Genomic DNA, 22,172 nt, shown 5'->3' on the forward strand with positions numbered 1-22,172 from the left:
GGATGGGAGGCGAGCCCTCGATCCCGTGGTTGTCAGTCGCGGCGCATACGTGTTGACAGGGCGGGCGGCGCGGCATCGCCGGGCGGGATCTCCGGCGACGGGGCGAGCCCGGCCACGGAGCGGAGGAATCCTGTGGCGAGCGGCGGTGATTCGCAGGTGCCGTTCGGCGCGGAGATCGGCTTCTCCGACGAGGACCTGAGCTACTGCGTGCGAGCAACGGGGCTGCTGGATCAAGAAGCGGCCCACAGGAGAACCACGCTCACATGTGTTGCCTGTCCTGGTGACGGAGGCGCCGTGGCACCGGAATTCCTCTCTCTTGAAGATCGTGCGCCGGCACACCTTCATCATGGATAGGCATCCCCGACGAAATCTTGTCGATCGGTGACTGATCCTTAGCTGTTGGATGCCAGTTCCGCTATGCACCTTTCGATACCTTCGCGGACAGGGGACCTGCGCATGGCGCGAGGTGCCGACGAAAGCTGCCGCACCACGAGGCGCCTTGTCATATCCCGGTAAAGCCGGGAGGGAATTGGAGGTTTTCCCTCGTCCTGACAGCGACTGAGCTTGTGAGGTCGTTGGCGTGAGGGACGGACCGGTTCCGGCGAGGCATCCGTCGATGAGTGGGAAACATACCGGATTTCCTCATTCCGTTTCGATGGTCCGGCTGAGGTGCTCGGAGAGTGGTGAAAGCGGTGCGGGACCGCAGCGGCGACCAGAAGCCTTCCGCCGGGTTGAGGCCGGGTGCGTAGGAGACCAGCCGGTAGCGGGTCGGCCAGTCCTGCCGGGCGATGAACTGCCGCATTCCATAAGCGAGATGAACGTTCAGGATGCCCCGATGTTGCGGCAGGCGGCAGAAGACGAGGCGGCGAGGAAGGTGGCGGTTGCATCTGACCGTATATCTCACGGGTGACGTAGCGTCTGAGACGCCGGATGTCGATGGACCGGCTCAGCCTGGGAACACGCAAGCCGCAGTCCGGCCGCACTTTCCCCGGCCGACCCGCAGACCGGGCTCTCCTGGGTCGAGTTGGTCCGTGCCGTCGTGGCTCGTTCCGCCCTTCTGCCCGGCCCGCCGCCGGGGAAGTCGCCGCTGGTCGCCCTGCACAGGCCGGCGGTCGCGGACGAGGTGTTCCGGACGCGACCGCCGGAACCTTCCGGCCTGAGACCTGGCACCGAAGGCACTCACCGTGTGTATCCGGCCGGGCCAGGCCCTCCGGCTCCGCCGAACCGGCCCACCTGGTAGGCGCCGGCCGGCTGCCGGGTGATGACCAAGGGATCGCCGTGGAGGACCTGTCGGTGGCGGGACTGGCCCGCACGAAGCTGACCAAGTCCGTGCACGACGCCGGGTGGCCATCGTTCCTCAGCATGCTGGAGTACAAAGCGGAACGGTACGGCCGCACCCTGGTCAGGATCGGCCGGTTCACACCGACCTCCCAGACCTGCTCCAGGCCGCGAGGGAGTTGCCGTAGCAGTCGAGATGCGGATCCATGGGGATCCCCTGACCGAGTCGCAGTTACGCCCTACTGACCGCGCAGCCCCGCAACGTGGGACACCGAAGGCTGTGTGATGTGGCGGGAGTTCGCGACCGGCCCGCAGGCGGTCGGCAGTGCATGAGCTGCATGACGGCTGTGCCCAGGGCCATCGATCCGTGCCGCCTAGCCCCGGGCCGCGTAGTGGCACAGCAACGATCGAGAAGGCGGGAACCCTCCGGCTTCAGCCCGAGGTGCAAGTCACATCACCTGGCCAGGAGTGCTCGTAAGTTGCGTGCGTGCCGGTGGAGGCGTCCACGGTGTCCGATGCTTCGCGCAGTGCGGGCACGTCCCGGGTGGGCGACCGAAGAGCGCACGCGAGGAGGTGCGGCGTCGGCACTCCGGTGACCAGGACGCTCCCCTTCGGCCCGGTGGAGTGACCGAGGTGTGTCGTGTGGTGGCGTCTGAGCTGCATGGTGCGGGGGCAGGCCTCCCGTGCCGGGACCGTGCTGACTCGGCTCGTCCACGACCACGTTTCGGGGCCCTGGTCCTTTCTCGGGCCGGGGTGGCGCCGGGAACCCCGTGCCGAACCGTGGGCGACACGTCGTCCCTGCCGCCGTCATGCCCTCGCCGTTTCAGGTGAAACAGTGCTGCTTCCGGTAATCGCGGGGCGACATTCCGTAGGCGCAGCGGAAGTGTCTGCTCAGCATCGCGGCATCCAGCATCCCCCAGTCCGCCGCCAGCTCATTGATCTTCCGGTGCCCCAGGCTCGGATCCCTCAGATCGCATGCGAAACGCTCCAGGCGACGGCGTTTGACATAGCTCATGACGCTTTCCCCGATCGGTCCGAAAACTCGATGTAACTGACGCACCGATATGTTGTGTTCGGCCGCGAGGGTCGCCGGGCTGATCTCGGGGTCGGCCAACTGCCGGTCGATCGACTCCTGAACCGCGATCAGAAGTGGATCGCATCCCCCAGAGTAATGCTTTCCGAGCTCGGCATATGCGATTCGCGTCGCGGAGATCGCCAGGATGCGCACGACCTCCTCCATATACGAGGACAGAATCCCATCGGTTTTCATCATCTCCACAGCCAGGGTATTCAAGAACGAAAAAAGAAATCCGGATCCGGGACCCTTGGCAGCATCCGTCACGATAAAAGTCCCCCGAGGCGACACCGGGAGTCCATCCTTCGCTTCGTCGGCGAAACGCAGTACGAGGAGTCGCGAAGCAACGGGCACATTCATCGAAAAGGGAACGTCGCCGTCCGTCATAACCAGCGTCCCCGCGTCGATCTCCGTACCGTTTCCGGTACCAGCGATGAACGCCATTCCTGACAGTACGCATATGACTGTTCTCTGCGGCGTCAAGGCCGCCTCCGAGTTGATTGCCTCGAACTCGATGACGGCTGGACCGGAATCTATGATCGTCACCTTGACCCCGCCGGCCTTGAAAGATTTTATCTGCATGCCTGAGCTCGACAAAAGGCAGTACCTTGCGCTCGGCGCGTCGGCCGGAAATCGAGTGAAGCAAGATGCTTCCCCCTTCTCGGCTCCGAGCGCGACAAACAGTTCAGAACAGGCCACGGCGAGATCCTCCGCAAGGAACGAACCCAGTCGTTCACCCGCTTAGTTTGATTGAAATTTCAACTACCAGGTCAATCGGGTCTGGCGCCGGAGGCGGGAGAATCCTGGTCACAACCCGCGGGTGCGATCGATGCTCCTCGCGCGCCGCAGACGGGTCAGGTGTGCTGACATTCCGCTGCGGACGTCTCCATCGTGGGTGCGTGGACCCTCGGATCCACGTTGGGTGACTTGCTCACCCGCTGCGTCGACCGAGGGGAGGTGCGATCTGACAGGCCTGTGGCCAGCCGTCTCCGCCGGCTGGCGTCAGGCAGTCACCCGGGTCACTGCATCGCACCGCATAAACGCTCCTGCGCCGGAGTCCGTGGCGACGCCCGAGCGAGCCTCGCTCGCACGGCATGCCGCCGCCCGGGCCAGGGTGGCCGTAACGGTCGCGCCCCGTTTCTCCATGCCGTGGCCAGCGCCTCCGGAAACAGTGCGGAGAGAGAAACTCCGTCGCCGCGATCGGGTTTCCAGGTCTGTCCGAGGCAAATTTGTCCATCAGGTTTTCCTCACTCATCACGAGGCCACGAACGGCCGTAAGGGGAAGGGGCCGTGCGCGTCTTCGCTTACTGAGTCCGTGCGAGTCCGTCACTGCTCATCAGGAGGTGCTGCGCTGTACAAGAGAGCGCTGTGGGAGCGCTCCCGCTTATTGACAGTGCCCTGCGGGTGGCAGTCCAGTCAAGTACCTACTGATTGACCGGAGTTGTGTGTTGGCTCCTGAGGGTGCGCACACAGGAGCATTGTCTTGGCGGGCGGTGCGCAAGCCACCTGCGGGATTGTCGGCGCAGCCGTACGTGCGTTCATCGAACTCGCCCGTTGGGTTTACCTCACCAGCTATCCGCTCAACTGCACTCACTCGCTACGCCGGGGTGGTTGACTGAGGCGACGGCCCGCCGGACGGACGGAGTCGTCGAGCGCGAGCGCTGCCGATGCGGGAAGTCACAGGCAGCTCCCTGCGCTTTCCTCCGGTCGCGGAAGTCTGGTCTTCCTGTGTCGAATTTGTTTGTCGAAATTTTGCGAGGTGGCGGGGGCTGCAGGACCCCGGGCGCGGATCACCACCTCACCGTTGCCCGACCCCGCTGGATCGTCGGCACGTGGCCTCCTCGCAGTAGCTCCCGCTGCAAACGGAAGCCTGGCGTCCAGAGGCAACGACGCGGTCACTGACCGACAAGACTGCGCCGCGGAAACAACCCCATGATGCTTATGTTCCAACGTGCGAGAACCATTCACAGGGGGATTCCCGGTGCTACGACACCTGCTTCATCGGGACGGACAAGACATTCTGAGAACGGTTCTCCTGCAACCGCTTCTCGATCCGGCGGCCCGTCGGCCGCACGCGGTGGCTCGGGTTCTCGTAGGAGAAGCCGGCACCCGTACCCCGTGGCCCCCCGAACCGTCGTCGCTCACCACTCCTGGCGCCACTCGGCCCCACGTAGGCCCGACGTCTTTCCCCTCCCCTGCTTCCGCTTTCCATGCCATCGGCTTGAGCGCGCCCACGGGCGGCTCGACGACAGAGAGGAACGGATACCTGTGTCGCACCTGACCGGTGAAGATCTCCCGGAGGGAGCGCTCGCCACGACGTGGCCGAGTCTCCTCGAAGCGCGGGTGGCCGACACACCTGACGCCATCGCGCTCGTCGCCGGGGACACGGCGCTCACGTACGCGCAGTTCAATGCCCGTGCGAACCGGCTCGCCCGGTGGCTGAAGTACCTCGGCGCCGGGCCGGAGCGGTCGGTCGGGCTGGTGCTGGGCAGGTCCGCGGACTTCTTCCTGTGCGCGACGGCCGTGCTCAAGTGCGGGGCCGCGTACCTGCCGCTGGATCCGAACTACCCCGTGGAGCGACTGTCCTTCATGGCCCGGGACGCAGCACCCGTGGTGCTGGTGACGACGTCGGACGTCCGGGGCGACCTTCTGGGCCAGCTGCCCACCGGCAGCCTCGTGGTACTGGACGACGAGGCCACCGAGGACGTACTGCGCCGTCTGCCGGACCACGACATGGAGGACGGGGAACGTTTGGAGCCACTGCGCCCCGCGAGTCCCGCCTACATCATCTACACCTCCGGCTCCACGGGGATCCCCAAGGGAGTCGTCGTCACCCACCAAGGCGTCGCGAGCCTGATCGCGACCCAGCGTCGTCGCCTCGCCGTCACCGGCGCCTCACGCGTGCTCGCCTTCTCGTCCCCGAGTTTCGACGCCAGTTTCTGGGAGATGTCGATGGCGCTGCTGGCCGGGGCCGCGCTCGTGGTCGGCAGGCCGGGGCGGCTGCTGCCCGACGCCGAACTGGCCGCGTTGATCGCGGACCACGGAGTCACTCATGTCACTCTCCCGCCCTCGGTCGCGGGTGCGCTGGGCCCCGACATGCTGCCTCCGAGCGTGACGCTGGTCGTCGCGGGCGAAGCGTGCCCGGCGGCTCTCGTGCAGCGCTGGCGCCCGCACCGGACGATGGTGAACGCCTACGGCCCGACGGAGTCCACCGTCTGCGCCACCATGAGCGATCCGCTGGCCGACGACGTGGCGCCGCCGGTCGGCCGGGCGGTGGACGGCACCCGGATCCATGTCCTCGACGACCGCCTCGCACCGGTTGTGCCGGGAGCGGTCGGCGAGATCTACATCGCGGGGCACAGCCTGGCACGCGGGTACCTCGAGCGGCCGGGTCTGACCGCGCAGCGGTTCGTGGCGGACCCCTTCGGCCCGGCCGGCAGCCGTATGTACCGCAGCGGTGACCTCGGCCGCTGGACCCGTTCAGGAGACCTGGAGTTCGTCGGCAGGGCGGACGACCAGGTCAAGGTACGCGGCTTCCGTATCGAGCCGGGCGAGATCGAATCCGTCATCGCCGGGTGCCGCGGGGTCCGGCAGGCCGCCGTCGTCCTGCGTGAGGACCGGCCCGGAGAGCCATACCTCGCCGCCTACGTCATACCCGAGAACGCGGCCGCCGACGAGGCGGCCGGCGAGGAACCGGACGGTCAACTCGATGCCTGGCGACGGCTCTACGACGATCTGTACGGCCGAGCCGACACCGCCGACTTCGGCGAGGACTTCTCCGGCTGGGTGAGCAGTTATGGCGGGCGGCCGATCGAGGGGATGCGCGAATGGCGTGAGCAGACCGTGCGGCAGATCCGCGAACTGGCTCCGCGCCGCGTACTGGAGATCGGCTGCGGTTCCGGTCTGCTGCTCTCGCAGCTGGCGGGTGACTGCGAAAGCTACTGGGGCACCGACATCTCCGGGGCCCTGATCGAGCGGCTGCGCGGGCAGGTCGCCGAGCGCCCCGGCCTCGCGGACCGGGTCGTCCTGCATCAGCTCTCCGCCCATGAGCTGGGGAGTCTGCCCAGCGGCGGCTTCGACACCGTCGTGCTCAACTCCGTGATCCAGTACTTTCCCTCAGGCGATTACCTGTTCGACCTACTGCGCGAGGTGTCCCGGCTCCTGGTACCCGGGGGCGCGGTGTTCCTCGGCGACGTCCGTAACCTTCGTCTGCTGCGCACCTTCCACGCCGGGGGGCTGCTGGCGGCGGCCACGCACACCGACACTCCGCAGACGGTCTGCGCGGCGATCGACCGGGCCATGGCGCAGGAGAAGGAACTGCTCGTGGACCCGGAGTTCTTCACGACGGCCGTCGGCGCGCTGCCCGGCATGACGCTGGAGTCGTGCACGCTCAAACGGGGCGGGTACGACAACGAACTCAGCCGCTATCGCTACGAGGTGGTGCTGCGCAAGCATGCCGGGCCTGCCGATGACACCGGGCCCACGGACGACGCGGGGCCGGTCGTGCGACTGCGGTGGGACGGCGAGATGGCGAGCCTGGCCGACGTCGCCGATCGGCTGCGTCGTGGGAAACCGGAGCGGTTGTGCGTCACCGGGATCCCCAACGGCCGGGTGGCCGGCGAGCATGCCGCGACACTCGCGCTGTTCGACCGGCGCCCCCTGCACGAGGTGCTGTCCCTGGGGCAGGCTCCGGCGGGCGTGGCACCGGAGGACCTGCGCCGGCTGGGCGCGGAACTGGGCTACCGGGTCGACTGCACCTGGTCGTCCGAGGACGACGCCCTGATCGACGCTTCCTTCACACGCGCCGGAGCGCTCGTGCCGCGTCCCGCCCCCCGGACCGACGCGGAGCCGGACGGTTTCTCCCCGGCCCGGTTCACCAACAGGCCGGCGTTCGCCCGCCCCGACTCCCAGACGATGGCCTCTCTTCCCGGGCAGGTCGCGGCGAAGCTGCCGGCCTTCATGGTCCCGGAGGTCTTCGTCCCGCTCGACAGGCTGCCGGTCACGGTGAACGGAAAGCTCGACCGCGGCGCCCTGCCCCGGCCGCGGCGCGCCGCCCATGCCTCGGGACGTCCGCCCAGGACCGCCCGCGAGGAGGTACTGGCGGCGATCTTCGCCGACGTACTCGCGACAGCCGACGTCACAGCCGACAGCGACTTCTTCGCCGTCGGCGGCAACTCCCTGCTGGCCACCCGACTCGCCGCCGAGGTCCGGCGGCGCCTGAACACCGAGATGCCGCTGTCGTGGCTGTTCGAGTCGCCCACCGTCGGCGCGCTCGCCGCCCGCTTCGACGCGGGGGACGAGGCCAGGCCGCTGCCCGTGCCGAGCGAGTACGCCTCCGGCAGCACGGCGCCGTTGTCGGCCCAGCAGATGCAGATGTGGCACGAGTACCGCCGAAGCCTGTGTCGCGACATGTTCAACGTGCCGCTGTCGCAGCGGCTGACCGGTGCCGTCGACGCCGAGGCACTGCGCGCCGCCCTCGCCGATGTCGTCACCCGGCACGTTCCGCTGCGCACGCTCGTCCAGGACGACGGCAGCGGTCCGTGTGCGGTGATCACGGAAGCCACCGCGGACGACATCCCATGGACGGAGACCAGGACCACGCCCGAGCGGCTGTCAGAGGATCTCGCGCACGCCGCCCGCCGCCACTTCGACCTCGAGACCGAGATCCCGCTGCGGGCCGTACTGTTCACGCTCGGCCCGGACGAGTCCGTACTGCTGCTGGTCATGCATCACATCGCCGCCGACGGCTGGTCCTTCGGCCCCCTGCTGGAGGACCTGGTCCGCGCCTACCGCGCCCGGACCGAGGGGCGCGCACCACAGTGGGAGCCGCTGTCCTTCGGCTACCTCGACTACGTCGCCTGGCAGCGCCGGCTGCTCGGCGCCACGGACGACCCGAGCGACGTCGCGCTGCGCCAGGCGGAGTACTGGAGGAAGACGCTGCACGGTGCCGACGACAGGCCGGTCCTGGAGACCGACAGCCCGGCGCCGGCCCAGCAGGACTTTGCCGGCAGGTCCCTCGATCTTCCGCTCGAAGTCGGCGGCCACCGGGTGCTGACAGCCGCGGCCCGTGAGCACGGTGTCACCGTCTTCATGATCCTGCACGCCGCGCTCGTCGCACTGCTCGCCCGCAGGGGAGCAGGAGGGGACGTCACCGTCGTGACCGCGGTGGCCGGCCGGACCGACACCCAGTTCGAACCGCTGGTGGGCCTCTTCGCCAACACCTTGGCGCTGCGCACCGACACGTCGGGCAACCCCACCTTCCGCGAACTGCTGGACCGGGTCCGCGTGACCGATCTCGGTGCCTATGCCCACCAGGACCTGCTCTTCGAGCGCCTGGCCGACGTGCCACCGCCCCAGGTGTCACTCGTCCTGCGCACGGTCGCAGCTCCGCCGGCCGACCTGCCGGGCCTCACCATCAGTCCCGGCCCACGGCCGGCGAGCGAATCCGCCCGCTATCCGGTGCTGTGGACCGTGGAGCATCTGGCCTCCGCCGCGGACGGCGGGACGCTGCGCAGCCACATCCAGTACCAGAGCGGGCTGCTGCGCGACGACACGGTCGTCCGGCTCGCCCAGCAGTACGAAGTCGTGCTGTCCCTGTTGTTGAAGGATCCCGATCTCCGCGTCCAGGACCTCCCACTGCAGTGACTCCCAGGGCCAGCCCGTCCGATCCCATCATCTGTGAGGTCCACTCGATGTCCATGCTGCCGCCGGGGCGAAGCCGCACCACGGCCTCGCCCGCCGGGGCCCAGGCCGGCCCCGAGTTCACCCCCGGCCTATGGGGACGGCTCTTCGAAGCCCGTGTCGACGCCGCCCCCGAATCCACCGCGATCAACTCCGCGAGCGAGCGGCTGAGTTACGCCGAACTGAACCGGCGGGCCAACCGCCTCGCCAGGTTGCTCATCGCACGTGGCGCCGGCCCGGAGAGCCTGGTCGGTCTCGCCCTGCCGCGCTCGACCGACTTCGTGGTGGCCGTGGCGGCCGTACTGAAATCGGGCGCCGGCTACTTCCCGATGGATCCGGACTATCCTCCGCAGCGGCTGGCGTTCATGCTCGCCGACGCCGCTCCCATGCTGGTGCTGACCAGGAGTGACATCGAGCCCGAGCTGCCGGCCGAGGCGGCCTCCCGCACGGTGGTGCTGGACGACCCGGCCGTCGTACGGACCCTGGCCGACTGCTCCGCGGCGGATGTGGCGGACGACGAACGCGGCGCCCCGCTCCGGACCCGGCATCCGGCCTATGTCATCTACACCTCGGGTTCCACCGGTACTCCCAAAGGAGTGGTCCTCACCCACCACGGCATCGCCAGCCTGGTGGGCAGCCATGCGCGGGACCTGGGGATCGGGCCGTCCAGCCGGTTGCTGCTCTTTTCCTCGCCGAGTTTCGACGGCGCCTTCTGGGACGTGTCGATGGCCTTGCTCACTGGCGCCACGCTGGTGGTCGCACCGCGTGAACGGCTCCTGCCCGGACCGGAGTTCAGTGCGCTCGCCGCCGAGGAGGGCATCACCCACTTCACCCTGCCGGCCTCCACGCTCGCCGCCCTGCCGGACGGCGCTCTGCCCGCCGGGGCCACCGTCGTCAATGTGGGCGAGGCCTGCAACAGCGAGCTGGTGCGCCGCTGGTCGCCGGGCCGGCTGCTGGTGAACGCGTACGGACCGACCGAATCGACCGTCTCCGCGACCATGAGCGGACCGTTGGCCGGGGCAGGCATCCCGCCCATCGGCCGTCCGCTCTCGGACACCCGCATCCACGTCCTCGACGAGCGGCTCCGGCCGGTACCGCCGGGAGCGGTCGGAGAGATCCACATCGCCGGAGCGGGGCTGGCCCGCGGGTACCTGGGGCGGCCCGCGCTGACCGCCGAGCGGTTCGTGGCCGACCCCTTCGGGACGCCGGGCGAGCGGATGTACCGGACCGGCGACCGGGTGAGGGTGCGTGACGACGGGCAACTGGAGTTCGTGGGCCGGGTCGACGACCAGGCGAAGATACGGGGTTTCCGAGTGGAGCCCGGCGAGGTCGAAGCCGTGCTGCGCGACCATCCCGAGGTCGCGCAGGCCGCGGTGGTGGTCCGGGAGGACACTCCGGGAGACCAGAGGCTCGTCGCCTATGTCGTGCCGGACCACCCGGCCGTGCGGCAGGCCGACGACACCACCTCGGAGCACGTCGAGGAATGGCAACGGCTCTACGACGAGGTCTACAGCGCAGTGGGAGCGCTCCCCCTGGGGGAGGACTTCAGCGGCTGGAACAGCACCTACGACGGCGAGCCCATTCCCGTGCCTCAGATGCAAGCCTGGCGGGACGCCACGGTCGACAGCATCCGTGCCCTGCGACCGCGCCGGGTACTGGAGATCGGCGTGGGCACCGGGCTGCTGCTGTCCCGCCTCGCCGGTGACTGCGAGGCGTACTGGGCCACCGACTTCTCCGCCGAGGTGATCGAGACACTCGGCAAGAAGGTGGACGTCGACCCGGTGCTGCGGGAGAAGGTCCACCTGCTGCACGGTCCCGCACACGACCTCCCCGGCCTCCCCGAGGGGTACTTCGACACCGTTGTCCTCAACTCGGTGATCCAGTACTTTCCGTCGGCCGACTACCTGGTGAGCGTCCTGCGCGAGGCGGCACGCCTGCTGGCGCCGGGCGGCCGGGTGTTCGTCGGCGACATCCGGCACCTGCGTCTGCTGCGCCCGCTGCGCAGCGCCGTCCGGCTGCGCTCCGCCACCCGGCGGGAAGCCTCTGCCTCCGCCGTCCGCGCGGCGGTCGAGCAGGACCTGGTGGATGAGAAGGAGTTGCTCCTCGACCCCGCGTTCTTCGCCGCGGTACCCCGGTGGATCCCGCAGCTCCGCGGGGTACGCACAGCGGTGCAGCGCGGCACGCACCACAACGAACTGACCCGCTACCGGTACGACGCGGTGCTCATCAAGGAGCCGGTGGAAACCGGTACCGCTGCGCCGGACGCGCAGACACTGACCTGGGGCACGGATGTCAGCGGACTGCAGGAGTTGTCCGGCCTGCTGGCCCGCACCCGCACGTCGCTGCTGCTGCGCGGCGTGCCGAACAGCCGGATCCTCGGTGAGGCATCGGCCGCGACGGCGCTGACCACGGCCCGGTCGCTCGACGAGCCGTTGCGGTTGCTGCAAGAACCGGCGGCAGGGATCGACCCCGAGGAACTGCACGCCCTGGGCGGGGGCGCCGGCTGCGAGGTCCACCTCACGTGGTCGGCGCAGGACCCCACGCGACTGGACGCCTGTTTCACACCCGTGGGCGGTGAACCGGGCGCCGTCCCGCTGGCGGAGTCCGCCGACAGCGGCAGGACGTCGCCCGGTGACCACGCCAACCAGCCGACCACGCACCGGACCGGCAACGCCCTGATGGGCAAGCTCCCCGGCTATCTGGCCGCCAGGCTCCCCGCGTACCTGCGGCCCAGCGCCGTGGTACGCATCGCGTCGCTCCCCCTCACCGTCAACGGCAAGCTCGACCGCACGGCGCTGCCCCGTCCCGCCCTGTTCCCGCGGGCTGACGGGCAGGCGCCCCGCACTCCGCGCGAGGAGATCCTCGCCAATCTCTTCGCCGATGTGCTCGGCCTGCCCGGGGTGCCGAGGGACGCCGACTTCTTCGCCCTGGGCGGCAACTCGCTACTGGCCACGCGCCTCGTCGGCCGTATCGCGAAACACCTCGAAGTCGATGTTCCGATCGCCTGGATCTTCGAGACACCGACCGTCGAGGGCCTGGCCGGGCGTACCGCTCCGGCGAGCAGGCTCCGCCCGCTGTTGCTCTGCCGCGACGAGAACCACGCGGCGGTGCCGCTCTCGCACAGCCAGTACGGCATGTGGTTCATCAACCAACTCGGCGGACCCGCGAGCCGGATCTACAACGTGCCGTACTGCCTGCGGATCACGGGCCGGGTGGACACCGGGGCGCTGCGGACCGCACTCGATGACGTCGTGGCTCGTCACGAACCCCTGCGTACCGTCTTCCCCGATGACGGTGACGGCCCCCGCCAACGGGTCCTCGCCCCCGAGGACGCCGCGGTGGTCCTTCATGAGACCGACGCCGCCGAAGACCGTCTGGCCGGCCACCTGGCGCGGGCCGCGGCGGAACCCTTCGAGCTCAGGACGGACCTTCCCCTGCGCGCACGCCTGTTCCGGCACGGACAGGACCGGTACACGCTCCTGCTCCTGATGCACCACATCACCGTGGACGCCTGGTCGCTGGCCCCCCTGACGGCGGACCTGGCGCACGCCTACCGGGCGCGGCTGGGGCAGCGGGCCCCGCAGTGGCAGCCGCTGCCGGTTCACTATCGCGACTACGCCGTATGGCACAACGAGCAAGCAGCCGAGGCGCAGGACCGCGGCAGCGGCTTCGGGCGCCAGCTCGCCTTCTGGGAGCGGACGCTGCGCGGTCTTCCGGTCGAGACGCGGCTGCCGGCCGACCGGAGCCGTCCGGCCAGACCTACCTATCGTGGCGGCACCGTCCACACCCACGTCGAAGCCTCCCTCCATCAGGAACTGCTCAACTGCGCGCGGGAGACGGGCGCGACGCTCTTCATGGTGCTGCACGCCGCGCTCGCGGCACTGCTGACCCGGCTGGGCGGCGGCACCGACATCGTCGTCGGCACCGCTGCCGCGGCGCGCACGGACCCCGCGCTGGACGACCTCGTCGGGCTGTTCGCCAACAGTGTCGTCCTTCGCGTCGACACCTCGGGCGACCCGACGTTCCGCACCCTGCTCGCTCGGACCCGGGCCGTGGACCTCGACGCCTTCACCCACCAGGAGGTCCCGTTCGACCAGGTGGTGGATCGCGTCAACCCGGCACGCCACCCGGCACGTCACCCGCTCTACCAGACGGCCCTCGTCCTGCACGCACCGCCCGGCGACGGCCATCGGGCCGACTCCGTCACCCTCACCCCCGAACCGCCCCCGAACACCGGAACGGCCCGCTTCGATCTGATGTTCAACTGGGACGAGAGCCGGGACAGCGCCGGCCTCGCCCAGGGCCTCACCGGCCGTACCGAGTACAGCTCGGACCTCTTCTCCCAGGAGACAGTCGAACTGCTCCTGGAGCGGTATCTCCTGCTGCTGTCCGCCGCGGTCCGCGACCCGGACGCACGCCTTCACACCCTGGACATCCTCACCGAGCCGGAACGGCGGGCCTTCTCACCACGGCCGTAGCCGTCCGACCCCGAATCATCGCGAAAGCCACCGAAAGCACCGTCAATTCCCGGTGCCGGGCCCTCTTTGCCGACTAGGAGAAATTCACCGTGCCCTCACCCTTCGACGACCATGACGGGCAGTTCCATGTGCTCCGCAACGAGGAAGGCCAGTTCTCACTCTGGCCGAATTTCGCCGACATCCCCTCCGGGTGGCGTTCCGTGAGCGGGCCGAGCCCCCGCGGAAGCGCCCTTGAGTACATCGAGAAGGAATGGACGGACATGCGCCCGGCGTCCGTCCGTGAATGACCCGGCCAATAACATCGAGCGGGGCCACGGGTCGCCGAGAACCGGGCCGTTTACGGCTGGCTCGGCTGGGCGACCGCCGATTCCGAGGACGTGGTGTCCCTGCCGATGGTCTCGTACGGCACCGACGCCGCACCGGCTCCGGTGGTGGTCCCGAAGGCCGGCCGGGGCCGGGCGAAGCGCTTGGGCGGTGCTGGACCGGCTGGGTGGGGCACGTCGGTGCCCCACCCAGCCGAACGCCGGACGACGGAGACGGACTGTCTCGGCGCGATGCTGGAGACCTTCCGGAAACCCGGCGAGTCCGGCGTAGGTGCCGACGAGGGTTCGTGCCTGCCATCGGGTGGGCACCCGGGAAGGAGCGCGCCTGCCACGTGTCGGCTCCGCCGCCATCAAGGGTGACCTCCATTCCGCACCCGTCGCCGGTTCTGTCGTAGACGCCGTCCTCGGCGTGTTCACGGACGGCGGGCGCAGCGGTCACGAGCGTGTGATGGCCGCGTCGACCCGGCCGCGACGGCGTCCTGGCACCTGGACGCGCAGTACTTGTTGGGCAGCCGACCGCGTCGCACGGCACCTACGGCGGATTCACCGAGCCGGACCTGCAGGACTGACGTGAGTACTACCGCGACAACGCCGCCCGGCTCTCCCGGGTCAAGGCGGCCTGTGACCCGGACCGCTTCTTCAGTTTCGACCAGGCGGTATGACGCGAGACGCCGTCACGACGCCGCACGGCCCAGGCCTGCGGTCTTGGAAAGGAAACGACACCATGGAATCTCCGGCCACCCAGGTCGACCCGGCGAACTCGCCGTTGGAGCCCTATCACATCTACCCGGAGGCCAAGTCCTGCCCGGTGGCGAAGGTCGGTCTGTGGAACGGCACGCCGGCGCACGTGTTCTCCGGGTATGAGGATGTGCGGACCGTGCTGCAGGACAGGCGGTTCAGCTCGGACTCGCGCCGACCCAACTTCACCGAACTCACTCCGACGCTCCAGTCGCAGGCCGCGGCACCGCCGTTCGTACGCACCGACAATCCTGATCACCGGCGCCTGCGAGGCACCATCGCACGCGAGTTCCTGCCCAAGCACATCGAGCTGCTGCGCCCCGCGATCCGCGAGATCGTCCAGGGTGTGCTCGACGGGCTCGCCGAGACCGCGCCTCCCCAGGACATGCTCGAGGCCTTCGCCGTACCGGTCGCGTCCGCGACCGTCTTCCGGCTGCTGGGGATTCCGGCCGAGGACCGCGCGTTGCTCACCCGATGCGTCAAGGGCGTGGTCTCGGCGGTGGGGAGCGAGGACGAAGGTGCCGAGGTGTTCCGGACACTCGGCGAGTACATCGGCGGGCTCGTCCAGGACCCCTCCGAACTGCCCGAGGACAGCCTGATCCGGCGCCTGGTGACGGGCCCGTACCAGGAGAAGCAGCTCACCTTCCACGAGACCATCGGCGTGATCCTCATGCTCATCGTCGGGGGCTACGACACGACGGCCAGCACCATCTCGCTGTCCTTGGTGAGTTATGCACTGCAGCCGGAGAAGTTCTCCGTCGTCCACGAACACCCGGAGCGGATACCCCTGCTCGTCGAGGAGTTGCTGCGCTATCACACCGTCTCGCAGCTCGGACTGGGCAGGATCGCCACCGAGGACGTCGAGGTGGGCGGCGTCACGGTGCGGGCCGGCCAGATGGTGGTGGCGGCGCTCCCCCTGGCCAACCGGGACGAGAGTGTCTTCCCGAACCCGGACGAACTCGACTTCGACCGCCCGTCCGTGCCCCATGTCGGCTTCGGTTACGGACCCCACCAGTGCGTCGGCCAGGCACTGGCCCGAGTCGAACTCCAGGAGGCCATTCCCGCGGTGATCCGACGGCTGCCCGGCATGCGGCTCGCCTGCGCTCTGGAAGACCTGCCGTTCCGGCACGACATGGCCACCTACGGCATCCATGAGCTGCCCATGACCTGGTGACCGGGCCTGCCGCGAGGCGAGCACCAGTGTCACGTGCCTACGACGCGTCGGCCGAGGGAGCAGCGCAGCGGGCGGTCATACCGGCGCGCCCGCCTCTCGGCGTCGCTCGAATCCTGGTTCTGGATCACTATCAGTGCCAGGGCCACGGAGGGCCGACAGTGACCCACTTGGTGATCTTCGCCCGAACCTGATCTTGATCTGAGGTCAGGAGGGAGAGGGTGATCTGCGTGGAGGACTGGGCGGAGATTCGCAGGCTGCACCGGGCCGAGCAGATGCAGGTCCGGGCGATCGCGAGGCATCTGGGCATCTCGAAGAACACGGTCAAGCGGGCATTGGCCAGCGACCGGCCGCCGAAGTGCGAGCGTCCGGCCAAGGGCTCGGTGGTCGACGCCGTCGAGGTAGAAGACGGTCCTCGGGGGGCCGTGCTGATTCTGTGCTGACTGGAATCTCTCAGAACCCCGTTTACGCAGGTGAGAGCCTTACTGTTAACGTTCCGCTTCAACGTCTGAACGGGTGACGTGACGCCACGTCACTGACGCCAAGCGCGCAGGCCGGAAGGGGCCGGGCTCGGAGGAGCCCGGCCCCTTCCGCTGTGTGCGCGGCACCTCGACGGGGACGTGGACCCTTCGAGGGGCGGTCTTCGGCTGATTCGTGTCGGGAACGTACGGGTTTGGGGTGTCGATCTCCCGGGGTGGGCAGTTCTTCAGCAGATCGGCAGATCAGGCTGCACATCAGGCTGGGGAGGGGGGACCACATGTGGGTGGCATGGGCGATTCTCGGTGTGTTCGTCGTGTTCAACGGTGAGTTCAGGGTGCTGGCGGTCGCCGCCGGAGCGCTGTTGCTGTGGTTCGGGCACAAGCGCGGCAACATGCTGCTGACGGCGCTCGGCGCGGGGTTCCTCGCGCTGATGCTGTACGCGGCGTACTGACCCCGCCCCGGCTCCCGCCGGACCTGTGGTTTTCAGGCCCCCGCCAACCCCGTCTTCACACCCGCGCCGCACAGCGGCACCACCGCCGTGCGCGGCCCCAGTGCTCCGTCCCGCACCGCCGCCCAGCAGGCCACGCCCGTGGACTCGACGTACAGGCCGCGGGAGGCCAGGTCGCGCTGGGCATGGCGGATCTGGTCCTCCGTCACGGTGAGGAAGGCGCCGCCCGAGTCGCGGACGGCGCGGAGGATCTGGCGGGCCCGGGGCGGGCGGGGGATGGCGATGCCCTCGGCGAAGGTGGGTGCCGTGGGAGTCGTCCCGACGAGGTCGTCGGCGCCCTCGGTCCAGGCATGGGCGAGCGGCGCGACGGCGGCCGACTGGACGGCGTACAGGGCGGGGCGGCGGTCGATGAGGCCCGCCGCGTGCAGTTCCGCGACGGCCAGGGCCGCGCCCAGCAGCAGCGTGCCGTTGCCCACCGGTACGACGATCACCTCGGGGAGGCGGCCACCCAGGTCCTCCCACAGTTCGTGGACGTATGTCTTGGTGCCGTGCAGGAAGTACGGGTTGTAGACGTGCGAGGCGTAGAAGACGCCGTCCTCGTCCGCCGCCTCGCGGGCCACCCGGGCCGTGGCCTCGCGGTCGCCGTCGACGAGGTGGAGCTGCGCGCCGTGCGCCCCGATCTGCTCCAGCTTCTTGTCCGACGTGCCGGCCGGGACGTACACCGTGCAGGGCAGCGCGGCCCGTGCGCAGTACGCGGCGACCGCCGTGCCCGCGTTGCCGCTGCTGTCGGCGATCACCTGCCGGGGGCCGAGCCGCAGCGCCAGCTCGGCGAGGAGCACCGCGCCCCGGTCCTTGAAGGACAGCGTCGGCATCAGGAAGTCCAGCTTGGCCCGGATACCCTCCCGCAGTTCGACGAGCGGGGTCCGGCCCTCGCCCAGCGACACCGTGGGCGACGTCAGGGGGAGGCATTCCGCGTACCGCCAGAGCGAGTTCACCCGGCCGGAGAGGGACTTCAGCGAGGCCGGTGTGGGGGCGAAGTCCAGGTCCAGGGGGCCGCGGCAGGCCGGGCAGCACCAGGCGAGGGAGGCGGCGGCGACGCGCGTGCCGTCCGTCGGGCAGAAGCGATCCGGCAGAGGGGTCATGAACGCAGGTTAGTTCGGGTGGGGGCGCTCGGCAGGGGTGGCCAGGCGGAGAGAGGAGGGGGTCCTGCGAAATGCCCACCGCGCCTTGCGGCTCGCCCGGCGTATCGCCCGACCCCGTCCCCCACTTACCATGCGCCCAGTCGTACGTCAGTTCCCCTTCGGTTCGGCACAAGGAGCATCCGTACCCGTGGTCACACCCCCGCCCTTCGGGCCTCAGCAGCCGCCCGAAGGTGGCCCGTTTCCGTCGCCGGGGCAGTCGCCGGCGGGCGGTGGCGGGCAGCCGTACCCGTACGGGGCGGGCGCCGAGCCCTGGGGGCGGGCCTGGGGGCGGTCGTATCCGGCCTGGGCGCCCACCCCGCCGGTCAACGGGCTCGCGATCACCGCCCTCGTGCTCGGTGCGCTCTGCTTCCTGCCCGGGATCGGGCTGGTGCTCGGCGTCGTCGCGCTGGTGCAGATCAGGAAGAGGGGCGAGCGCGGCAGGGGCATGGCGGTGGCCGGAATGGTGCTGTCGACGGTCGGCGCGCTGCTGATCACCCTCGCCTGGACCACGGGCGGCGCGCGCGACGCGTGGGACGGCGTCCGTGACGCGGCGCAGGGCGCGGGCGGCACTTTCTCGGTGGCGAAGGGCGAGTGCTTCGACTCGCACACCGGAACCCTGGAGGGGTACGCGTACGACGTCGACATCGTGCCGTGCGGCGGTGAGCACGACGCCGAGGTGTTCGCCAACTTCCCCATGCCGGGCGGCGACCGCGCGGACGGTGACTATCCGGGCGACGACGCGATGGCCGAGGTCGCCGACGACCGGTGCTACGAGCTCTCGGAGGCGTACGCGATGGACGCCTGGGCGCTCCCGGCCGAGGCCGACGTCTACTACTTCACGCCCACGCGCGAGAGCTGGCGGTCCGGTGACCGCGAGATCACCTGCATGTTCGGCAACGTGGACCCCGAGGCAGGCCTGACGGGCTCGCTGCGGCAGGACGCGACGACCCTCGACGACGATCAGTTCGCCTTCCTGGAGGCCGACGCGATCCTGAACGACGCCTTCGACTCGATGCCGGAGACCCCGTACGTCGAGGACGACCTGGCCGCCCACAAGGAGTGGGCGTCACAGGTGGTCGACGCCCTGGAGCGGCAGTCGTCCGCGCTGCGCGCCCACGACTGGGGGCCCGCCGTCGAGCAGGCCGTCGCCGATTACGCCGAGGTCCTGGACTTGGCGCGTGAGGAGTGGGAGGCGGCGCACGAGGCGAGCGATGCCGACGACTTCACCGACCACTGGGACGCGGCGCACCGACTGACGGACGGCTCCAAGGCCATCACCGCCCGCGAGGCTCTGGGTCTGGCCACCGAACCGCCAGCGTACGACGACGAGGGCACCGGCGAGGGCGACGGCGGGGACGGGCCCGGCGCGGAGGTGTGACGGCGTCCATAGTGGGGAGAAAGTGCCTGCGTAAAGCCCTCACCGGGCACATGTCATCACATCGAGTGATTCTCTGGCCTTTGCTTGCATGGCTGAACCCACGGTTGCCACGCTGTTGCTGTCTGTACATCCAGATGGGAGCGGCCAGTGACTTTCGGTGAGCAGCCGGCGTACTTGCGTGTCGCGGGTGATCTCCGCAGGAAGATCGTGAACGGATCGCTGCCGCCGCACACCCGCCTCCCGTCCCAGGCCCGTATCCGCGAGGAGTACGGCGTCTCGGACACGGTCGCGCTGGAGGCCCGTAAGGTGCTCATGGCCGAGGGGCTGGTGGAAGGTCGCTCGGGGTCGGGCACCTATGTGCGAGAGCGGCCGGTGCCGCGCCGGGTCGCCCGTTCCGGGTTCCGGCCCGCAGGGGGTGCCACGCCCTTCCGGCAGGAGCAGGCCGACGCCGCGGCGCGCGGCACCTGGGAGTCGCGCAGCGAGCAGGTCGAGGCGGGACGGACGGTCGCCGAGCGGCTCGCGATCCAGCCCGGCGACCGCGTGATGTGCACCCGGTACACCTTCCGGGACGCGGGGGAGGCGATGATGCTCTCCACCTCCTGGGAGCCCCTCGCCCTCACGGGCCGCACCCCCGTGATGCTGCCCGAGGAGGGCCCCCTCGGAGGTATGGGCGTCGTCGAACGGATGGCGGCCATCGACGTCGTCGTCGACAACGTCACCGAGGAGGTGGGAGCCCGACCCGGCCTGGCCGAGGAGTTGCTCTCCCTCGGCGGTGTCCCCGGACATGTCGTCCTGGTCGTCCACCGCACCTACTTCGCCTCCGGGCGCCCGGTGGAGACGGCGGACGTGGTGGTGCCGGCGGACCGTTATCAGGTGGCGTACCACTTGCCGGTGAAGTGAGGCCGGGGCGCGGCCCGTTCGGACATCCGACGGCTTTCGTGTGTATCGGACGGTGGCGGGGGCATGGGTCAAGTGGCCCTTGCCGGAGGGAAGTTGAAACCGTCACAGCCTCGGGTGATCCGGTCCGAACGTAGTTCGAATTCGGTCGTTCTTGGCGACGGGTCGTCATGGCGCCCGGCAGGTGCCCGTTCCGTGCGCAGGGCGCGGGACCGCTGCTCGTCGGAGCGCTGGGGGGCGCGCGGGTGGTGATCGGAGGCGCGTTCGACGGGGTGCGCCCCCCTCGTCCTGGCCGGTTGCGTACCTCTTTGTGAGAAGTCGGATTCGCTCCGTGAAGGTTAGGCGTACGCTCGGGCATATGCGGATTGCGGTTTCCTTAGGCGGTGGGGCGCGGCGGCATCCGGGGGCGGGACCTGGAGGGGCCGGTGCGGGAAGGAGCGGTGGGGGTCGATGAACGACGGCACGATCACTCTTCCCTGGCTCGTCATAAGGCAGGACGACAACGGCAATCGCTACCGGGTGGGCAGGTACGCGACGCGCGCCGAGGCGCAGCAGATCGCGGACAGCCTCGACGCCCGCGGCCACAAGCAGCTCTACTGGGTCGAACGCATCGGGCAGAACGGCCAGAACGGGATGAGTGGGAGCAAGTGACTCGCCCTGCCCGGTGCTCGTGTCCGCTCCCGTAGGCTCCCGCGCATGACCGAACCGATCGTGGTGGTGGGGGCCGCTCTGCTGAGCGGCGGCCGACTGCTCGCCGCGCGCCGCAGCGCACCGCCCGAGCTGGCCGGACGGTGGGAGCTGCCGGGCGGCAAGGTGGAGCCCGACGAATCCCCCGAGCAGGCGCTCGTGCGTGAGCTGCGGGAGGAGTTGGGTGTCGAGGCGAAGTCCGCGGAGCGGGTGCCCGGCGAGTGGGAGGTGCGGCCGGGCTATGTGCTGCGTGTGTGGATCGCGCATCTGCTGTCCGGTGAGCCCCGGGCGCTGGAGGACCACGACGAGCTGCGCTGGCTGACCGTGGACGAGGTGTGGGACGTCGACTGGCTCGATCAGGATGTGCCGGCCGTGATGGAGGCGGCGCGACTGGCCTGGGGTGACGCGGGCGCGTGATGGGGTGCCGGGTGCGTGTCCTCGCCCCCGCGCCCGGCGCTGAGCCTGTCCGTCCCGTTCGGAGGGCGCTGCCCCCCGCTGTTTCGTCCCTGTTCGCGCAGTTCCGCGCGCCCTTTCTGCTCCGGGTCGTCGGTTGTGGGTTGTCGGCTCTACGCCGTTCGTGCCACAGTGCGCCCTCATGCGCGGTACTTCGTGCGGGATATCGGGTATGTGCCCATTAACCCCATGAAACCGGACAGGGTCTGCTTCTGGACTGGGAAGTGATCGGCGTGATCGACAGCGGAGACGACTGCGCCGAGTGGACCTTCCCCGCGCAGCCGGGGGCGGTGCGTGACGCTCGTGCGGTGGTGCGAGGGCAGCTGCGCGAGTGGGGCCTGGAAGTGCTCGCCGACATCACCGCCCTGTTGGTGAGCGAGCTCGTGACCAACGCCCTGCGACACGCGACAGGACCCATCGGCGTGCGGCTCGTGCGTCCCGCCGACCCCTCCGGGACACTCCTGGTCGAGGTCTCCGACCCGCTGCCCGACCCACCGCGCGAACGCGCGGCCGATGTCGACGACGAGAGCGGCCGGGGCCTTCAGCTGGTGGCCTGTTCCTCGCGGGCCTGGGGTACCCGCCCCGGAGAGGCGGGCAAGACCGTCTGGTTCGAGCTGGCGGTTCCCGGCTGAGCGTCTCTGGCGGCGTACGGGGTGAAGGTCCGGATGCACGGCGGGCGTTCACGGCGTACGGCAGGGGGGAGGGGGCGGCTCCCGGGGGCGCGCGTGCGACCGACTGGTTCAAGCCAGTAGCGCTGGCTGGAGTCTTTGATTCGAGGGGCCAACGCCTGGTTAGAAGACTTGGGAGTATGTCGCAGCCGGTCCAAAAACGATCGGGACCGTGCTGTGATCGTGAACACCGTGTTGCGCGGCGCCGTAGTGCTGGATACTGCGGGCAGCCGCCC

General features: G+C 69.6%; 12 protein-coding genes and 3 pseudogenes. 13 read left to right on the plus strand and 2 right to left on the minus strand.

Annotated features, from left to right (window positions below):
• Nucleotides 1-1,266: 1,266 nt before the first annotated feature.
• Nucleotides 1,267-1,524 (plus strand): annotated as a pseudogene (locus tag HW837_RS48715) (zinc ribbon domain-containing protein); the annotation flags it as partial.
• Nucleotides 1,525-2,101: 577 nt separating this feature from the next.
• On the opposite strand, the gene txtR reads toward HW837_RS48715, so the two are convergent.
• Nucleotides 2,102-3,052, minus strand: a complete 951-nt coding sequence (gene txtR / locus HW837_RS50065) for a cellobiose-binding transcriptional regulator TxtR (protein WP_223786355.1) — start codon at nt 3,050-3,052, stop codon at nt 2,102-2,104.
• 1,569 nt (nt 3,053-4,621) lie between these two features.
• Between txtR and txtA the strand changes: the two genes are divergently transcribed.
• From txtA to HW837_RS18935, 7 genes and pseudogenes are all read left to right on the plus strand, one after another.
• Nucleotides 4,622-8,998: a thaxtomin non-ribosomal peptide synthetase TxtA gene (txtA, locus tag HW837_RS18905; protein WP_010350605.1), complete on the plus strand. Its 4,377-nt coding sequence runs from the start codon at nt 4,622-4,624 to the stop codon at nt 8,996-8,998.
• Between the two features lie 47 nt (nt 8,999-9,045).
• Entirely contained in the window at nt 9,046-13,512 is a 4,467-nt protein-coding gene (gene txtB, locus HW837_RS18910) for a thaxtomin non-ribosomal peptide synthetase TxtB (RefSeq protein ID WP_010350604.1), read from the plus strand.
• A gap of 89 nt (nt 13,513-13,601) precedes the next feature.
• Nucleotides 13,602-13,799: a thaxtomin biosynthesis NRPS accessory protein TxtH gene (txtH, locus tag HW837_RS18915; protein WP_010350602.1), complete on the plus strand. Its 198-nt coding sequence runs from the start codon at nt 13,602-13,604 to the stop codon at nt 13,797-13,799.
• 620 nt (nt 13,800-14,419) lie between these two features.
• A pseudogene (locus HW837_RS49620) lies at nt 14,420-14,497 on the plus strand (BBE domain-containing protein); the annotation flags it as partial.
• 62 nt (nt 14,498-14,559) lie between these two features.
• Nucleotides 14,560-15,747 (plus strand): thaxtomin biosynthesis cytochrome P450 TxtC, encoded by a 1,188-nt coding sequence (txtC, locus tag HW837_RS18925; protein WP_010350601.1) that lies wholly within the window; start codon nt 14,560-14,562, stop codon nt 15,745-15,747.
• 218 nt (nt 15,748-15,965) lie between these two features.
• Nucleotides 15,966-16,145: pseudogene (locus HW837_RS18930) on the plus strand (helix-turn-helix domain-containing protein); the annotation flags it as partial.
• A gap of 362 nt (nt 16,146-16,507) precedes the next feature.
• Nucleotides 16,508-16,675: a hypothetical protein gene (locus HW837_RS18935; RefSeq protein ID WP_177262070.1), complete on the plus strand. Its 168-nt coding sequence runs from the start codon at nt 16,508-16,510 to the stop codon at nt 16,673-16,675.
• A gap of 32 nt (nt 16,676-16,707) precedes the next feature.
• On the opposite strand, the gene HW837_RS18940 is transcribed toward HW837_RS18935, so the two are convergent.
• A complete protein-coding gene (locus HW837_RS18940) occupies nt 16,708-17,814 on the minus strand; it encodes a threonine synthase (RefSeq protein WP_193380940.1) in 1,107 nt (368 codons plus the stop codon).
• A 187-nt stretch (nt 17,815-18,001) separates the two neighbouring features.
• On the opposite strand from HW837_RS18940, the gene HW837_RS18945 reads away from it, so the two are divergent.
• From HW837_RS18945 to HW837_RS18965, 5 genes are all read left to right on the plus strand, one after another.
• Nucleotides 18,002-19,231: a DUF4190 domain-containing protein gene (locus tag HW837_RS18945; RefSeq protein ID WP_256255192.1), complete on the plus strand. Its 1,230-nt coding sequence runs from the start codon at nt 18,002-18,004 to the stop codon at nt 19,229-19,231.
• 147 nt (nt 19,232-19,378) lie between these two features.
• On the plus strand, nt 19,379-20,131 hold the full coding sequence (locus tag HW837_RS18950) for a GntR family transcriptional regulator (protein ID WP_045559146.1): 753 nt from the start codon (nt 19,379-19,381) through the stop codon (nt 20,129-20,131).
• Between the two features lie 447 nt (nt 20,132-20,578).
• Nucleotides 20,579-20,779 (plus strand): SPOR domain-containing protein, encoded by a 201-nt coding sequence (locus HW837_RS18955; RefSeq protein ID WP_045559145.1) that lies wholly within the window; start codon nt 20,579-20,581, stop codon nt 20,777-20,779.
• Between the two features lie 45 nt (nt 20,780-20,824).
• Nucleotides 20,825-21,232 (plus strand): (deoxy)nucleoside triphosphate pyrophosphohydrolase, encoded by a 408-nt coding sequence (locus HW837_RS18960; RefSeq protein WP_045559144.1) that lies wholly within the window; start codon nt 20,825-20,827, stop codon nt 21,230-21,232.
• Between the two features lie 260 nt (nt 21,233-21,492).
• Nucleotides 21,493-21,900: an ATP-binding protein gene (locus HW837_RS18965; RefSeq protein ID WP_045559143.1), complete on the plus strand. Its 408-nt coding sequence runs from the start codon at nt 21,493-21,495 to the stop codon at nt 21,898-21,900.
• Nucleotides 21,901-22,172 lie beyond the last annotated feature (272 nt).

The sequence above is a fragment of the Streptomyces caniscabiei genome, assembly GCF_014930365.1.
Taxonomy (GTDB): domain Bacteria; phylum Actinomycetota; class Actinomycetes; order Streptomycetales; family Streptomycetaceae; genus Streptomyces; species Streptomyces caniscabiei.

What these genes read in the sequence shown, in the direction of transcription:
- txtC (WP_010350601.1), top strand. Translation starts at nt 14,560, where the DNA reads ATGGAATCTCCGGCCACCCAGGTCGACCCGGCGAACTCGCCGTTGGAG.
- HW837_RS18960 (WP_045559144.1), top strand. Translation starts at nt 20,825, where the DNA reads ATGACCGAACCGATCGTGGTGGTGGGGGCCGCTCTGCTGAGCGGCGGC.
- HW837_RS18955 (WP_045559145.1), top strand. Translation starts at nt 20,579, where the DNA reads ATGAACGACGGCACGATCACTCTTCCCTGGCTCGTCATAAGGCAGGAC.
- HW837_RS18940 (WP_193380940.1), bottom strand. Translation starts at nt 17,814, where the DNA reads ATGACCCCTCTGCCGGATCGCTTCTGCCCGACGGACGGCACGCGCGTC.
- txtB (WP_010350604.1), top strand. Translation starts at nt 9,046, where the DNA reads ATGTCCATGCTGCCGCCGGGGCGAAGCCGCACCACGGCCTCGCCCGCC.